A 14,565-nucleotide genomic window follows, 5' to 3' on the forward strand; every position below is an offset into this window, starting at 1 on the left:
ATTCTGCCGTTCCGGTTGCCGGTTAAACAATAGGACTGTAGTTTTTCGCACTACTTCACTACAGTGACCTCAATCACCCAAGAAAGTAGGGCGATGTCAACCTCCAGCCCAGACCGCCCCGACGAGGGGTATTACTCGTACCACGATGAGGACGACGCCGCGCATCTGCACGCTCTCGGCTACAAGTCGGAGTTCAAGCGCGACATGAGCCCGTGGGCGAACTTCTCGCTCGGCTTCACCTACTTGTCCCCGGTTGTCGGCGTCTACACGCTGTTCGCGTTCGCCTTGGCGACCGGCGGACCGCCGATGATCTGGAGCTTCCTCATCGTCGGCGTCGGCCAGCTGCTGGTCGCACTGATCTTCAGCGAGATCGTCGCGCAGTTCCCGGTGGCGGGCGGCGTGTATCCGTGGGCCCGGCGACTGTGGGGCCGTCGATACGCATGGATGACCGGCTGGGTCTACCTGGTGGCACTGCTCGTCACCATCGCCTCCGTGGTCTACGGCGCGGGCCCGTTCATCGCCGCGACATTCGGGTTCGAAGCGACCGTGAACAACACCATCGCATTCGCCCTCGCCCTGCTGGCACTGGCCACGGCCGTCAACTTCATGGGCACGAAAGTCCTTGCCAAAGCGGCGATTATCGGCTTCAGCGCCGAGATCATCGGCGCGCTGATCGTGGGCGGCTGGCTGCTCATCGCCCACCGCCACCATAACCTCGGTGTCCTGTTCGACAGCTTCGGTGCCGGTGGCGACGGTAACTACCTGTGGGCCTTCGCCGCCGCGGCACTGATCGGCGTCTTCCAGTACTACGGTTTCGAGGCCTGTGGCGACGTCGCCGAAGAGGTTCCCAATCCGGGACGTCTCATCCCCAAGGCCATGCGCCGCACGATCTACATCGGTGGCGCCGCCGCGACCTTCGTCTGTCTCGCCTTGGTGCTGGCGGTCGCCGACATCCCCGCCGTCATCGCCGGCGAGGACACCGACCCGGTGAGCACCGTGCTCAACGAGGCGTTCGGCCCGGTTGGCTCGAAGGTCATCCTCGTCATCGTTCTGATCTCGTTCCTGTCCTGCGCGATGAGCCTGCAGGCCGCGGCGAGCCGGCTGGCCTACTCGTACGGCCGCGACGGCATGATCATGGGCAGCTCGCTGCTCAAGAAGTTCTCGGCAACGCGCCACGTCCCGCCGTATGCGCTGCTGCTTGCGGCTCTGGTGCCGGCCGTGATCGTGATCGGTTCGAAGGTGTCCACCGACGCGATCACCAAGATCATCAGCTTCGCGGCCTTCGGCATCTACCTCGGATTCCAGATGGTGGTGCTCGCGGCTCTGCGGGCCCGCCTCAAGGGCTCGGTGCCCAGCGGCAAGTACACGCTCGGAAAATGGGGTCTGCCGGTCAACATCGCGGCCCTGGCCTACGGCGTCACCGCGATGATCAACATGGCGTGGCCGCGGACCCCGGACGCCCCGTGGTACGACAACTGGATCGTCGCGTTGTCTGCGGTGGTCGTCGTGGGAATCGGGTTGGTGTACATGACGATTCATCCGCTGCACGACCGCAGCACCGCACCCTTCAGCGATGCCATCCCGCAGAAGACCGAGGCGCGCAAGGTTCCGACGGCGTAAGGCCCGACGAAGTCGCCCGACGAAACGGCCCCGGAGTCCGCTCCTGGGCCGTTTCGCATTGGCTCACAATGGCGTCATGACCTCCGACGCGACCGATATCGTCCTGAGCGTGCCGGACCTCCGTGAGGTCACGGCGTTCGCCGCCGGCTGCGCGGAGGGTGCGCTCGAGATCTTTCAGGCCGATCGGCCCGACGACACGCGCCCGCGCGCGGCGATCGAGGCTGCGTGGGAGTTCGCGCGGGGCGGGCGGCGCGGCAAAGCGCTGCGCGATACCGCATGGGCGGCACTCCGAGCGGCCAAGGAGACCGACGACACCGCTGCGCGGGAAGCGGCGATGGCAGCGATGTGCGCCGCGGGCGCCGCCTACCTACATCCCTTGGCGAAGGCCACGCAAGTGAAACACATTGTCGGGGCAGGCGCATTCGCGGCACGCGCGGCTGAACTCGTCACGGGCGGCGATCCCGCCGTCGGCGCCGCCCACCTCGATGAGGCGGCAAAGCGAGCGACGCCGACCGTCGTCGCCGTCCTCCGCCGATTCCCGTACGCGCCGGCCGGTGGCGGCCGAGTCGGTGAGTTGATGCGCCAGTTGGATTCTCAACTGCGCCGCGGCGCGCGGTGAGGCCGGAGTCGGATCACGGTACGAACTCCCGCAACGCTTTTGCCATCGCTTCGGGCTGATCCTCGGGAATGAGCGTCCACGAGTCGTCGATGACGATTTTGGTGGCGTCGGGATAGAGCGCCATCAGGCGGTCCGCGTGCTCAAGCGGCATCATCAGGTCTTCGCGCGCCCAGACGACGAGCACGGGTCGGGTGAATGTCCGCATCTGCTCGGACATTTCGAGCAGCCGGCGGCGCGAGGGCGCGCCGGTAGCGAACTTGACGAGGTCGCGGCGAATCGCCGGGTTCTCGACAGCGGGCCGGAACCAGTCGTCGTACAGGGAGTCGGGCAGTCCCTTCTTGCTCATCGCACCAAAGGCCCGGCGGTTGCGCCGGAAGAACTTCGTGCCGAACATTCTGCTCAGCAGCCATCCCCCGCCCGGCATACGGCACAGCAGCGCTGCCGGACGTGCCGGCTTGGGCGGGTAGTTGTCGAACGCCGTGCAGGATGCGAGCACCAGCTTGCCCACCCTCTTGTCGCGGCCTTCCGAGATCACGAATTGCCCTCCGCCCCAGTCGTTGAGGACCAGCGTCACGTCGTCGAGGCCGAGGGCGTCGAGGAAGTCGGCGAGGATGTGGGCCATGCCGACTTCGGTCAGGACCGCGTCGTCGTTCATCGGTGTGGTGTGCGCCCCCATCGGAAGCGTCGGGGTGATGCAGCGGTACCCGGGAAGCAACGGCAGGACCTTGCGCCATTGCCTGCCGTCCATGAGCAGGCCGTGACCGAAGACGAGGACGGGGCCGTCACCACCGGTGTCTTCGTACGCGACGGGTCCCGCAGGCAGGTCGACTGTGGGCATTCGACGCTCCTAGAAAGATCGTTCTACTCAGCTGACGATATGCTGTCCCGACACCACGCGCAAGGACAGATGCCATGGCCGATATCGGGACCCGCGACCGGATCTTGGAAGCGACGGCGGAGCTGTACCGGCGCCAGGGCATGGCGGCCACCGGACTCAAACAGATCTCGAGGGCCTCCCGCGCGCCCTTCGGTTCGATCTATCACCACTTCCCCGGCGGCAAGGAATCGATCAGCGTTGAGGTCATCCGGTGCGAGGGGGTGCGGTACGGCGAGTTGGTCAGTGCACAGCTCGCGCAGACCGACCCGGCCGACGGCATCCCACAGCTGTTCGAGAACGCGGGCCGGCTCCTGGAATCGCAGGACTACAGCGAGGCGTGTTCGATCGAGACCATCGCCCTGGAAGTGGCGAGCACCAATGAACGGCTGCGCGTTGAAGCCGCGGAGGTGTTCGAGAGCTGGTTGGCGCGGCTCGCGGACTGGTTCATGCAACTTGAGCTCACCGCCGAGCAGAGCCGGCGCTTGGCGGCGATCACGCTGACCGCTCTCGAGGGGGCGTTCGTGTTGTGCCGCACACTGCGGTCGACCGAGCCGATGATCGACGCCGGCATCGGCGTGCAGGCCGCCGTGGATGCCGTACGCGCAGCGAAGTAGTGGCCTCGGTCAGTCGAATGGCGTTGTGCGGTAATGCGATAGTCATCGGAAGTGACCTGCGCGACATTTCAATCTGAAAGTGGCGGAGACACAATCGAAATGGCACGCGATTTCAGAACCGCAAAGTGCTGTAGTGAAACTCACATCGGGAAAGTTGCTTTACTCAGAATTAACAAGGAGGATCGAAGTGTTCCACATTTTGGGAGACCCCCAGCCTGTGGGCGATGGAATCAAACGGTTCCCCGCGATCCGGGGAACTTTACGAGGAGTGAGAAGAAATGCCGTTCGCGCAGTTTCGCGCAAATATGAAGCGTGCCAACAATCGGCGGCGCCTGTATGCACGGATCAGCGCACTGCCCGAGTCGACGGTCCGCGAAGAGTTGATCGCAGTGGCCCAGCGGTACGAGCTTGAGGAAGCTCGTCGCTGACGCGACAGATTCGCCTTACAGAGCCGGTGGCCCACAGGCCCCGGCTCTGTTGTTTTCCGGGGTGCCGTCATCCCCCGACCACGGCTTGGAACCGCCCGCTGGGATAGGGCAGGTCGATCCCGTGCTCGTCATACGACCGTAAGACCTCGCGGCGAAGCTTGCGCTGCACCGCCCATTGCGCGTTGGGCTTCGTCTTCACGGTCATCCGCAACTTGAGAAGGTCGGGCGACAGTTCCTGCACGCCGAGCATCTCGGGCTTGCCCAGCACCTTGTTGGCCAACGACGGGTCGGCGATGGCGGCTTCGGCGGCCTCGACTGCGACCTCTTCGGCCCGATCGATGTCAGCGGTCAACGCGACCGGCACCTCGATGCGCGCGACGGCGTACTCCTGACTCATGTTTCCCACACGCGCGATCTCACCGTTGCGCACGTACCAGAGCGTGCCGTCGATGTCGCGGACGGTCGTGATCCGCAAGCCCACACTCTGCACCTCACCCACGGCCTCGCCGAGGTCGACGTTGTCGCCGACGCCGTACTGATCTTCGAGCAGCATGAATACACCGGTGACGAAATCACGCACGAGGTTTTGCGCACCGAAGCCGATCGCGAGCCCGACCACACCGGCCGACGCGATGAACGGCGCGATGTTGACGCCGAGGACGTTGAGGACCGTCAGGACGACCCAGACCAGCAGGACGATCGACACCGTCGACTTGAGGACGGATCCGATCGTCTGCGCGCGCTGCTGGCGTCGCTCGGCGATCCGCTGACCGCTGGCCGCTTTCGGGGTGCGATCGCGTAAATGCCGCAGCAGCGGCGGCTTGGTCTTCTCCTGGTCGGGCGCCGCCCCGGCCTTATGCGGTCGGCCGGTGGTGGCCCGGTCGATCAGCCGGTGCAGCACATAGCGCGCGATCAGTGCGATGACGATGTACGCGACGATCCGCACGGGTACTTCGATGAGCCAATGTCGATTGGTGTCCGTCCATTCGAAAGCCAGGTTGTACACATGCATATGCCCGACCGTACGGACTGCATCTATGCATTCAAAGGCCTGTTTCAGCTCCAGGGACTCGCGCCACGCCGCGACGGTGGTAGCCACGCGAATGGATCCGGGCCGGTGGCAAAGTACTCCAGGCTGACGTTTCCGCGATATCCACGGTTTTTCAGATGCGCGAGATGTCCAGCGAAATCGATGGTGCCCGAGCCCGGTTCACCACGCCCGGGCGCGTCGGCAATCTGAACATGGCCGATGCGGTGGATGTAATTGTCGATCACGGTGCCGAGGTCATCGCCGTTGACGTGCAGGTGATACAGGTCCGCGAGGAGCCGCAGCGTGGTGACTGCTTCGGCATCGCGGACACGATCGGTCACGGCGATGACATCGGCGGCCGTGCGCAGCGGGTAGGCGGCGACACCGCTGAGGGGTTCGACCAACACGGTCGCGTCCACGCGTTCGGCCACGCGGCCCGCGTACGCGAGGTTTTCGACGGCGACCTCATCTTGCTGACGTGGATCTACGCCGTCGACGCGATTTCCGTAGAGCGCGTTGAACGCCGTGGTGCCGAGTCGTTCCGCGATGCCGATCGCTATGTCGACGTTGTCGCGGAACACGTTGCGCTGTCGGGGATCTGACACCAACCCCCGCTCCCCCGCCGCCATGTCGCCGCCTGCGAAGTTGAGTGCCGTGAGCGTGACCCCCGCGTCTGAGACTGCCCGCACGAACACGTCGACCTCGGTGTCGCCAGGTACCGCATCGGCGAACGGCCACCAGAACTCGATGGCTTCGAAGCCCGCGTCGCGCGCGGCTTGCGGACGTTGCAGCACCGGAAGATCGGTGAACAACGTCGAACAGTTGACGACGAAGTGCGCAGTCACGCGTCCCCCACGTCAGCCGCGGCCGAAGTACGGCATCGCCCGCGCCATCACGGTCAGCGACGGGACAGACACCTCCAACGGCAGATCGACGAGATGCGCGACAGCGCGCGCGACATGCTCGACATCGAAAATCGGCTCCGCAGCGAGACTTCCGTCGGCTTGCCGGGTCTGGTTGCCGAAGCCCGCGGTCATATCGGTGGCGGCATTGCCGATGTCGATCTGCGTCACGCAGATGTCAATGTCACGTAAATCCAACAACATCGACGCGGTCAGCCCGCTGATCGCGTGTTTGGTGACCGTGTAGGCCAAGCTGTTCGGGCGGGGCCGGTGTGCCGACAGCGAGCCGTTGTTGATGATCCGCCCACCGCGCGGCAGCTGCCCCGCCATGACCCGTGCGGCCTCGCGCGCGCAGAACACCGCCCCATCGACATTCGTCCGCCACGTGGCGTGCCAGTGCTCATCGTCGATGTCCGCGACGGAGGCCGAAGGCCCGAACACTCCGGCGTTGTTGAACAACACATCGACTCGTCCGAATGTCGCGACCGCGTCTGCGAACAGTGCCTTAACCGACCCGACATCCGTGACGTCGGTCGGCACTATCCGGGCGTCGGGCCGGTTCTGCGCCGTTTCGGACAACCTGTCGGCACGCCGACCGGCCAGGACGACATCGTGGCCGGCATCCAGCAGCACCCGCGCCGTGGCCCGTCCGATTCCGCTTCCTGCCCCGGTGATGACGACGACTTTTCGCACGTGGTCGATTGTGCCTTGAGATGCGCTCAGGCCACGTGAATCAGCCCGCGGGCGAATAACCCGGCTTCGACATCAGGTCGCGGATGCCCGCATCGATGAACGCTGTGTCGACGGGGTTCGCTCCGCCCCCGGCGAAGTGGCCCCAGACACCGGGGATGACCCGCACCTCACCGTGCGCGATGAACTGGCTCGCCCACTGTTCGTCCTCGGGCGGGAAGTACAGGTCCTTCTCGGCAGGCATCGCCAGCAACGGGCATTTGATCGAAGCCAGCGCTTTCTCGACGTCACCGCCGAAACCCGGTGTGTTGCCGACGTTTCCGCTGTGCCAGGTGCGCAGCATCGCGATGAGATTGTTGGGGTCGCGTCCGTCGCGGAAGAAGTTCTCCCAGAATCCGTAGAGGAAGTCGTCGAATGACGTGAAGCCGAGCTCGCGCCACGTTTCTTCCCAGTAGAACGCCTGCGAGAATCCCCAGCCGGAGTACACGCGAGCGAATGCCCGCAAACCCTTGATGGGAAGCGCCTCCGGCGAGTAATCGCCGTCGGCCCACGCGGCGTCCGCGGTGAGCGCGCAGATGAGCGATTCCAGGAACACCTTATTGTGCGGCGCCGTGATACTCGAACCACAGAACGGTGCCGCGCGTTGCACCATCTCCGGGTGGCTGACCGCCCACTGGTAGGTCTGGCCCGCACCCATCGACCATCCCGTGACGAGCGCGATCGTGGATATCCCGAACTTCTCGGTGACGAGCTTGTGCTGTGCCTCTACCTGGTCGTAGAACGTCACCGCCGGGAAGCGGGCCCGATCGTATGGTGCCGGAGTGTTCGACGGCGACGACGACAGTCCGTTTCCCAGCATGTTGGGGACGATGATGAACCACTCGTCGGGGTTGAGCGCCTTGTCGGTGCCGATCAACCATTCGTTGTCCGTGTGCCAGCCCGAATACCAAGTGGGATAGACGATCACGTTGGACTTGTCGTCGTTCAGCGTGCCGTAGGTCTTGTACGCGAGGCGCGCGTTGCGCAGCGTGAAACCGCTCTGGAGGGTGAAGTCGCCGAGGTCGAAGTACTCGGCATCGGTGGGTGGCGGCACGATGAGCTCCTTCGGGCGGATGGGACCGGATACCGACAATCGTTGAATCCGCTTGTGCCACAGGCGCTTCAATGGCGGGCCATGTCGCACCTTCCGTGGCGTGACGAGTCAGTTACTTCCAAATGGGAATAACACGACTGAACATACACGCTCGCCGAGCCGCGTCAAGCGAAGACGGCGAAATCGCCGCTGCGGTTGTGTGCGTCAGCTTTGCATCGGGCACCCAGCGGGGCGCCACCCCTGCATCGCGGCTTCCATCCGCTCCTCGCAGAGTGCTTCGACTTGCAGCCGAGGCTGCCCGTCCCGTCGGCGCATGCCTTCGAGCAACAATGCGACATACCGTCGCCACAGTTCGGGTTTGACGTGGCCGGACCACTCGCTCACAGTGCCGGCCAGCAGGCCCAAGATCGGCATGTCCGTATGTTCCACATCGGGCCGCAGGTGGCCATCATTGCGGGCGCGTTCGACCAGTTTCGAGATCGGCGGGATGAGGCGCAGCCGCGACGACTCGACCCCACAGCCGCCGTAGGCCTTGCTGTAGACCATCTCGCGCAGGCCGCGGTCGGTGGCCGTCAGTTCGCACATGTGCTCGACGAACCACACGAACCCGTCCCACGAATCTTCGTACTCCAGAGCGGATTCCGCGAGGGCGACAACCTGGTCGATACCGTCCTCGAAGACCGCGTCGAGCAGTTCCTCCTTCGTGGCGAATCGCCGGTACACCGTGCCCACACCGACATTGGCGTGACGCGCCACGTCATTGAGCGTCGCCTCGAGACCCTTTTCGGCGAACAGCTCGCGCGCGGCGTCGAGCACGCGCTGCCGGTTGCGCTCCGCATCCTTTCGCAATGCGCGCTGAGGCTCATAGGTGGTCATGACCCGCAAGTTTAGGTGATGATCATCATAAGTGGATTGACTCGATCCACTTTTTCCGTTTAGGTTACCTAGCTAACACGTCCCGTCCCGGCCGGCCGCGGACCCATATGGAAAGGCTCGACTGTGACCGTCGTCCCGGAGCGCCGTCCTGTGCGCAAAACCATTTCCGGACACCGCGCCGCTTCGCACAGACGGACGCATCCGTGAACGCCGTAGTCAAACGCGCGTGGTTACCGATTCTCATCGTGGTCGCCATCGCCATCGGCGCCGTGGCCGTGAGCAACCTGCGGTCGGTGTTCGGCTCAGATGGGGCAGTGGTGACGCCGGTGGGAGCCGATACCGCACAGAAGTTCAATCCCAAGGTTGTCGTCTACGAGGTTTTCGGCACCGGCACGACAGCGACCGTCAATTACATGGATCTACAGGGCCTGCCGCAGCGAGTCGAATCCGCCAGCTTGCCGTGGACCCTCCGATTGGAGACGACGATCCCGTCCGTACAGCCCAACCTCATGGTGCAGGGCAACGGTGATTCGATCAGCTGCCGGGTCACCGTCGACGACGAGGTCAAAGACGAAAGGACGGCGCACGGCGTGAACGCTGCGACGTATTGCTTGGTGAAGGCCGCATGAGCATCAGCGAGGACCCGAAGGCGGATCGCGCATGAGCACGTTCACCGACGAAACCCCGACCGACTCCATTCCTCCGGCGCGCCACTCGGCGCGGCCTTGGCTACCGCGGTTCATCCGCACCTTCTCGATCCCGATCGTCCTCGGCTGGCTGGTCATCGTTGGGCTGCTCAACACCGTTGTGCCACAGCTCGAAGAAGTCGGCAAGATGCGCGCGGTGTCGATGAGCCCCAACGACGCACCCGCACTCATCGCGACCAAGCACGTCGGCAAGGTGTTCGATGAGTACGACACCAGCAGCTCGGTGATGATCGTGCTGGAGGGCGAGAATCCGCTGGGCGCGGATGCCCACGCGTTCTACGACGAGATGGTCCGGACCCTGCGTGCCGATACCAAACACATTCAGCATGTGCAGGATTTCTGGGGCGACACGCTGACCGCCGCGGGCGCACAGAGCATCGACGGCAAGGCGAGCTACGTCCAGGTGTACATCGCGGGCGACCAGGGCGAGACGCTGGCCAACGAGTCGGTGGAAGCTGTTCGCAATATTGTCAACAGCACCCCGGCTCCCCCTGGTGTCAAGGCCTACGTCACCGGCCCGGCCGCGACGACGACGGACCAGAACGCCGTCGGCGATGCCAGCATGAGAACGATCGAAATGCTGACCTTCGCGGTCATCACCGTGATGTTGCTCGTCGTGTACCGGTCCATCATCACCGTGGTCATCACGCTCTTCATGGTGGTGGTCGGACTGTCCTCAGCGCGCGGCCTCGTCGCGTTCCTGGGCTATCACAATGTGTTCGGCCTCACCACGTTCGCCACCAACATGGTGGTGACGCTGGCGATCGCAGCGGCCACCGACTACGCGATCTTCCTGATAGGCAGATATCAGGAGGCTCGCCGGATCGGCGAGGACAAAGAATCGGCCTACTACACGATGTTCCACGGCACCGCGCATGTCGTGCTGGCCTCGGGTCTGACCATCGCCGGCGCCACACTGTGCTTGCACTTCACCCGGTTGCCGTACTTCCAGACCATGGGTATCCCGTTGTCGATCGGCATGGCCATCGTGGTTGCCGCGGCGTTGACGATGGGGCCCGCGCTCATCTCTATCGTCACCCGGTTCGGCAAAGTTCTCGACCCCAAACGCATGGACCGGGCCCGCGGCTGGCGGCGGGTCGGTGCGGCCGTGGTCCGTTGGCCCGGTGCGGTTCTGGTCATGGCTGTGGTACTGGCCCTCGTCGGCCTTTTGACGCTGCCGGGTTACCACACCACCTACAACGACCGGATCTTCCTGCCCGCCGACATTCCGGCGAATGTCGGCATGGCCGCGGCCACGCGGCACTTCTCCGAAGCCAAGATGAACCCTGAACTGGTGATGGTGGAAACCGACCATGACCTGCGCAACCCGGCTGATTTCCTGGTGATCGACAAGATCGCCAAGGCCATGGCCCGCGTGCACGGCATCGCCCAGGTGCAGACCATCACCCGGCCGGACGGCAAGCCCATCGAGCACGCGTCGCTGCCTTACTCGATGAGCCAAAGCGGCACAGGCACTTTGATGAACAACGATTACCAGCAGAAGGTCCTGGACAACACGCTCAAGCAGGCCAACGAGCTGCAGACGACCATCGACTCGCAGGAGAAGCTCTACGGCATCACGCTGCAGCTGGCAGAGGTCACCCGCAGCATGGCCGACAAGATGGACAAGACCTCGCAGAACCTTGACGAGGTGCGTGACCACCTCGCCGATTTCGACGATCAGTTCCGCCCGCTGCGCAATTACTTCTATTGGGAACCGCACTGCTTCGACATCCCGATGTGCCATTCGCTCCGGTCGATCTTCGACGCGCTGGACGGCATCAGCACGATGTCCGACGATTTCGCGGATATCGTCCCGGATCTGCACCGCATGGCAGAGCTGACGCCTCAGATGGCGGCTGTGATGCCGGCGATGATCCAGACGATGAAGAACCAGAAGCAGTATTTGCTGAACCAGTACCAGGCGCAAAAGGCCCAGCAGGATCAGAACATCGCCAACCAGAACAACCAGACGGCGATGGGGCAGGCATTTGACGCGTCACTCAACGACGAGTTCTTCTATCTGCCGCCCGAAGCCTTCGGGACGGCCGATTTCCAGCGCGGTATCAAGCTGTTCCTGTCGCCAGACGGACATGCGGTGCGGTTCACCGTGTTCCACCAAGGCGATCCGCTGACCGAAGAAGGCACCGCGCATATCGAACCGCTCAAGATCGCTGCCGCCGACGCCATCAAGGGCACTCCCCTAGAAGGGTCGACGGTGTACGTGGGCGGCACTGCGGCCATGTACAAGGACATGCAGCAGGGTGCCGACTACGACCTACTCATCGCAGCGGTCGCCTCTTTGGTCCTCATCTTCCTCATCATGGTTGTGCTGACCAGAGCGATCGCGGCCGCTGCCGTCATCGTCGGGACCGTTGTACTGAGCCTCGGTGCTTCGTTCGGCCTCTCGGTGCTGATCTGGCAGCACTTGATCGGTATCCCGTTGCACTGGATGGTGTTGCCGATGTCGGTGATCGTGTTGCTGGCCGTCGGTGCGGACTACAACCTGCTGCTGGTGTCCCGCATGAAGGAGGAGATCCACGCCGGGTTACACACCGGGATCATCCGATCCATGGCCGGCACCGGATCCGTGGTCACGGCCGCCGGTCTCGTGTTCGCCTTCACCATGATGTCCATGGCGGTCAGCGATCTGATCGTGATCGGCCAGGTGGGTACGACGATCGGTCTCGGGTTGTTGTTCGACACGCTCGTGGTGCGCTCGCTCATGACACCGTCGCTGGCGGCACTGCTCGGGCGCTGGTTCTGGTGGCCACTGCGGGTGCGGCCTCGGCCGGTACCACAGCCCTGGCCGAAGCCGATCCAGCGCGATCCCCAGGAGGCGGTCGTCTGATGAAGCGTCTTGCGGCAGCGGGGATCGCCTGTGCAGCAACGGCTCTGGCGTGGTCGGCACCGGCCTATGCGGACCCGGACACCGACTTCGCCAACGAGTTGCACATCCACGGGATCTACGGGCCGAGGGATTACAACGCGTGGATCGGGAAGTTGACGTGCAAGCGGATGTATCAGGGTGTCGACGCCGACGCCCACGAGTCGGCCAAGTTTGTATCCGATCAACTCGACAAGGACAGCACCACGGAGCAGGCGTGGCAGTTCCTCGGCACTGCCGTCAACTACTACTGCCCGGAGAAGCGAGTGGTGTTGGAACAGCTGGCAGCTCGTGGGTAAGCGGCTGATCGCGGGTCTGGCTGCGGTGGTGGCACTTTCGGCGGCGCCCGGGGTGGCGTCGGCCGATGCCACCGACGATTACCCGATTCCGAATCGGATTCTCAAGACGCCGTGCACGGCCGAGCAGATCATGGCGGCCGCGCGCGACGTCGAGCCGGTCTACTACGAGCGCTACATGATCGACTACAACAACAAACCTGCCGCCGATCAACAAGGCGCCCGAGACCGGATCCATTGGTTCTTCTCGCTGGACTACGCCGGACGTCGCCAGTACTCCGAGAACACGGCCACCAATGCGTTCTACGAGAGCATGGCCTGGCGCTGGCCCAACTGGGCAAAGCTGTTCTTCAACAACAAGGGCGTCGCCGCCAACACCACCGACGTCTGCCAGCAGTACCCGCCGGACGACATGTCCGTCTGGAACTGGAGATGAGGCGCGGCGCGCCACGCGAATGTGAGCTTGTTGGCGAGAATCTCGCCCATAATCACCAAGAAGTTCACGCTCGACGCCGACGAAGCCGGTGACTACAGATACATCCCCGTCGGAACGGTAGCCCGGTAGCGTCCGTTACTCACCTCAGCCATCAAGGACGCGGTGCTGACATGGCCGTCGTCGCCGGCTAGAACGGCGCGGCGGACGATTTCGCGAATGTCGCTGCCGCTGGTGTTCTCCGGCAGGGAGTTGACCACCGCCGAGGCGTCGACATCTCCGCCGCCGGGCAGACCAGTGGTGAGTGCCGCCAAGATGCGGGCCGCGTCTGCGCGGTTGGGGTAGCCGACTTCGACGATGGAGTCGAAGCGCCCGGTGCGGATCGCTGCCTTATCGAGCGTCGCGGCATCGTTGGTCGAGGCGAGCGTGAGGATACGGGCTTCAGGTTCGATATCCATGGCCTGCAATAGTTCCGACAGACCGGACTGTCCGCCGGCGCGGTCCTGGCACCACAGGTCGACATCCTCCAACACGAGTAACACCGGGCCGCCCAGCCGTTGGGCCTCTTCGACGACAGCGGTGAGCAGCGCTGCCCCAGCCTTGGCTTCGACGTATATGACGGTGAATTCCCCGACAACCGCCCGCGCGACGACCGCGCTGACTGCCGACTTGCCAGTGCCGGGCGGACCGCAAAGCAGGACACCGCGCCTCGCGCCGAGGCCGTGCGCGTTGAGCACGTCATGCCGGTCGCGCACCGCTGTGATGCCGAGGTCCACCTCGTTCCATACTTCGTCGGGCACGATGACGTTCGCGCGGGTCGCCGTGGACGGCAGTTCAATGACAGAAAGACTCAAGCCCTGGTCATAGGTGGCGCGGACCGCCCGGCCTCGGTACGGATTGAGTGCGTTCGCGCGCTCGGCGAGCCGATCCAGCACGGCGCGCGCATCTCCTTGGTGGTCCGGCGTTACGTAGGCGCTGACCTCGGCTGAGTACAGGACACTCTCGCGGACCTCGATATGGATGACGCACCCGCCGTCATCGAGCAGGGTGCCTGCGGGGAAATGCACACGCAGACACATCGGATGACGAAAGCGCTGTCCGCTGATCTCGGTCTGAGTCCACTTCGGCGGGTTGGTGTATTCGCCAGGGCCGATCTCACAGAGGTCGGCGTACTCATCGATCCAGTGCGCCAGCGCGACCGCAGTCGTCAAGCGCGACACCGGATTCAACGAGCGTTCCTCATCGAGCAGGTTGCCGCAGTCTGAAACGCCCAGACACCGGGCAGTGAATCGTTCTGCGGTTTCACTGCTTTCGCTCTCAGCGACACCCAGAAGCAATTCTCCGAGCGCGCGCAGGGTAGGCCGCACGCTCCCGTCGAGACCATCCAGCCACCCAGCCACGTCTGCGATGGGGTGCCGGTGTGCGTCGACGCCGCCGGTCGTCGCGGTCGTATCCGTATCGGATTCAGTGAGAGTCATCAGTTCGTGGTTGTT

General features: G+C 64.1%; 14 protein-coding genes. 7 read left to right on the top strand and 7 right to left on the bottom strand.

Translation table 11 applies throughout. The features are described 5' to 3' along the window. Window positions 1–93 precede the first annotated feature (93 nt). On the top strand, window positions 94–1,620 hold the full coding sequence (locus ACOI2T_RS25915) for an APC family permease (protein WP_409505974.1): 1,527 nt from the start codon (window positions 94–96) through the stop codon (window positions 1,618–1,620). Between the two features lie 76 nt (window positions 1,621–1,696). Beyond that, window positions 1,697–2,239 carry a putative immunity protein gene (locus ACOI2T_RS25920; RefSeq protein ID WP_409505973.1) on the top strand — a complete coding sequence of 181 codons (543 nt, stop codon included), beginning with the start codon at window positions 1,697–1,699 and terminating at the stop codon, window positions 2,237–2,239. 13 nt (window positions 2,240–2,252) lie between these two features. On the opposite strand, the gene ACOI2T_RS25925 is transcribed toward ACOI2T_RS25920, so the two are convergent. Further along, window positions 2,253–3,077, bottom strand: a complete 825-nt coding sequence (locus ACOI2T_RS25925; RefSeq protein ID WP_409505972.1) for an alpha/beta fold hydrolase — start codon at window positions 3,075–3,077, stop codon at window positions 2,253–2,255. A 74-nt stretch (window positions 3,078–3,151) separates the two neighbouring features. Here ACOI2T_RS25925 and ACOI2T_RS25930 point away from each other — a divergent pair, with 74 nt between their 5' ends. After that, the gene (locus ACOI2T_RS25930; RefSeq protein ID WP_409505971.1) at window positions 3,152–3,730 is read left to right on the top strand and encodes a TetR/AcrR family transcriptional regulator; all 579 of its coding nucleotides are present in this window, start codon (window positions 3,152–3,154) and stop codon (window positions 3,728–3,730) included. A 495-nt stretch (window positions 3,731–4,225) separates the two neighbouring features. Here the strand turns inward: ACOI2T_RS25930 and ACOI2T_RS25935 are convergent, their stop codons facing one another. The 5 genes from ACOI2T_RS25935 to ACOI2T_RS25955 all read right to left on the bottom strand — a co-directional run bounded on the left by ACOI2T_RS25935 (window position 4,226) and on the right by ACOI2T_RS25955 (window position 8,749). Beyond that, the gene (locus tag ACOI2T_RS25935) at window positions 4,226–5,170 is read right to left on the bottom strand and encodes a mechanosensitive ion channel family protein (RefSeq protein WP_409505969.1); all 945 of its coding nucleotides are present in this window, start codon (window positions 5,168–5,170) and stop codon (window positions 4,226–4,228) included. Between the two features lie 44 nt (window positions 5,171–5,214). Next, on the bottom strand, window positions 5,215–6,033 hold the full coding sequence (locus ACOI2T_RS25940) for a hydroxypyruvate isomerase family protein (RefSeq protein WP_409505968.1): 819 nt from the start codon (window positions 6,031–6,033) through the stop codon (window positions 5,215–5,217). Between the two features lie 12 nt (window positions 6,034–6,045). Continuing rightward, the gene (locus ACOI2T_RS25945; protein WP_409506028.1) at window positions 6,046–6,792 is read right to left on the bottom strand and encodes an SDR family oxidoreductase; all 747 of its coding nucleotides are present in this window, start codon (window positions 6,790–6,792) and stop codon (window positions 6,046–6,048) included. A 31-nt stretch (window positions 6,793–6,823) separates the two neighbouring features. Next, window positions 6,824–7,873 carry an alpha/beta fold hydrolase gene (locus ACOI2T_RS25950; RefSeq protein WP_067856693.1) on the bottom strand — a complete coding sequence of 350 codons (1,050 nt, stop codon included), beginning with the start codon at window positions 7,871–7,873 and terminating at the stop codon, window positions 6,824–6,826. A gap of 204 nt (window positions 7,874–8,077) precedes the next feature. Continuing rightward, window positions 8,078–8,749 (bottom strand): TetR/AcrR family transcriptional regulator, encoded by a 672-nt coding sequence (locus ACOI2T_RS25955; RefSeq protein ID WP_067856462.1) that lies wholly within the window; start codon window positions 8,747–8,749, stop codon window positions 8,078–8,080. Window positions 8,750–8,952: 203 nt separating this feature from the next. On the opposite strand from ACOI2T_RS25955, the gene ACOI2T_RS25960 reads away from it, so the two are divergent. Genes ACOI2T_RS25960 through ACOI2T_RS25975 form a run of 4 tightly spaced genes read left to right on the top strand, consistent with a single transcriptional unit; the run spans window position 8,953 to window position 13,075 of the window. Further along, window positions 8,953–9,378: an MmpS family transport accessory protein gene (locus ACOI2T_RS25960; protein WP_067856458.1), complete on the top strand. Its 426-nt coding sequence runs from the start codon at window positions 8,953–8,955 to the stop codon at window positions 9,376–9,378. A gap of 31 nt (window positions 9,379–9,409) precedes the next feature. Next, entirely contained in the window at window positions 9,410–12,307 is a 2,898-nt protein-coding gene (locus ACOI2T_RS25965; RefSeq protein WP_085144922.1) for an MMPL/RND family transporter, read from the top strand. Then, window positions 12,307–12,642 carry a DUF732 domain-containing protein gene (locus tag ACOI2T_RS25970; protein ID WP_409505967.1) on the top strand — a complete coding sequence of 112 codons (336 nt, stop codon included), beginning with the start codon at window positions 12,307–12,309 and terminating at the stop codon, window positions 12,640–12,642. The genes ACOI2T_RS25965 and ACOI2T_RS25970 overlap by 1 nt, the downstream gene beginning before the upstream one ends. Then, the gene (locus ACOI2T_RS25975; protein WP_409505966.1) at window positions 12,635–13,075 is read left to right on the top strand and encodes a DUF5078 domain-containing protein; all 441 of its coding nucleotides are present in this window, start codon (window positions 12,635–12,637) and stop codon (window positions 13,073–13,075) included. The genes ACOI2T_RS25970 and ACOI2T_RS25975 overlap by 8 nt, the downstream gene beginning before the upstream one ends. Before the next feature lie 92 nt (window positions 13,076–13,167). Here the strand turns inward: ACOI2T_RS25975 and ACOI2T_RS25980 are convergent, their stop codons facing one another. Further along, on the bottom strand, window positions 13,168–14,550 hold the full coding sequence (locus ACOI2T_RS25980) for an AAA family ATPase (protein ID WP_409505965.1): 1,383 nt from the start codon (window positions 14,548–14,550) through the stop codon (window positions 13,168–13,170). Window positions 14,551–14,565 lie beyond the last annotated feature (15 nt).

Source organism: Mycolicibacterium wolinskyi str. Jessa 2025 (assembly GCF_049241375.1).
Taxonomy (GTDB): domain Bacteria; phylum Actinomycetota; class Actinomycetes; order Mycobacteriales; family Mycobacteriaceae; genus Mycobacterium; species Mycobacterium wolinskyi.

Excerpts from the sequence above, each read along its gene's own strand:
- ACOI2T_RS25915 (WP_409505974.1), top strand. The coding sequence starts at position 94 with ATGTCAACCTCCAGCCCAGACCGCCCCGACGAGGGGTATTACTCGTAC.
- ACOI2T_RS25920 (WP_409505973.1), top strand. The coding sequence starts at position 1,697 with ATGACCTCCGACGCGACCGATATCGTCCTGAGCGTGCCGGACCTCCGT.
- ACOI2T_RS25925 (WP_409505972.1), bottom strand. The coding sequence starts at position 3,077 with ATGCCCACAGTCGACCTGCCTGCGGGACCCGTCGCGTACGAAGACACC.
- ACOI2T_RS25930 (WP_409505971.1), top strand. The coding sequence starts at position 3,152 with ATGGCCGATATCGGGACCCGCGACCGGATCTTGGAAGCGACGGCGGAG.
- ACOI2T_RS25935 (WP_409505969.1), bottom strand. The coding sequence starts at position 5,170 with ATGCATGTGTACAACCTGGCTTTCGAATGGACGGACACCAATCGACAT.
- ACOI2T_RS25955 (WP_067856462.1), bottom strand. The coding sequence starts at position 8,749 with ATGACCACCTATGAGCCTCAGCGCGCATTGCGAAAGGATGCGGAGCGC.
- ACOI2T_RS25965 (WP_085144922.1), top strand. The coding sequence starts at position 9,410 with ATGAGCACGTTCACCGACGAAACCCCGACCGACTCCATTCCTCCGGCG.
- ACOI2T_RS25970 (WP_409505967.1), top strand. The coding sequence starts at position 12,307 with ATGAAGCGTCTTGCGGCAGCGGGGATCGCCTGTGCAGCAACGGCTCTG.
- ACOI2T_RS25980 (WP_409505965.1), bottom strand. The coding sequence starts at position 14,550 with ATGACTCTCACTGAATCCGATACGGATACGACCGCGACGACCGGCGGC.